This is a genomic window from Levilactobacillus koreensis JCM 16448 (assembly GCF_001435525.1).
GTDB lineage: Bacteria > Bacillota > Bacilli > Lactobacillales > Lactobacillaceae > Levilactobacillus > Levilactobacillus koreensis.
This window is the reverse complement of the sequence record NZ_AZDP01000021.1, coordinates 1-243: the sequence shown is the minus strand read 5'-3', so window position 1 is coordinate 243 and position 243 is coordinate 1. Positions and strand designations below refer to the sequence as shown.

Below are 243 nucleotides of genomic sequence, written 5' to 3'. Positions count from 1 at the left end.
TGTTGCATCTCACTTACGAAGGAATAATTACTCTGGCGAACCAGATCTGCTTGTGGTCGGCGAAACTGGATGGGGTTCACCAACCAGGTCAAATCCTTTGGGAGCTGAATCCACTTATTTTCTTCGTTCTTGTAGCGATAAGGATGTTGCTTCATTTGTTCTCGAACAGTCTTATAGCGAGCCACAACCGTCCGAAAAACCGACTGAATCATCTGGCTATTGAGCGGTGATTCCTGCCTGAAT

Annotated in this window: 1 pseudogene; it reads right to left on the bottom strand. The window is 46.1% G+C overall.

The annotated features are described in order from the left end of the window. A pseudogene (locus FC99_RS01245) lies at nt 1-243 on the bottom strand (RNA-guided endonuclease TnpB family protein); the annotation flags it as partial.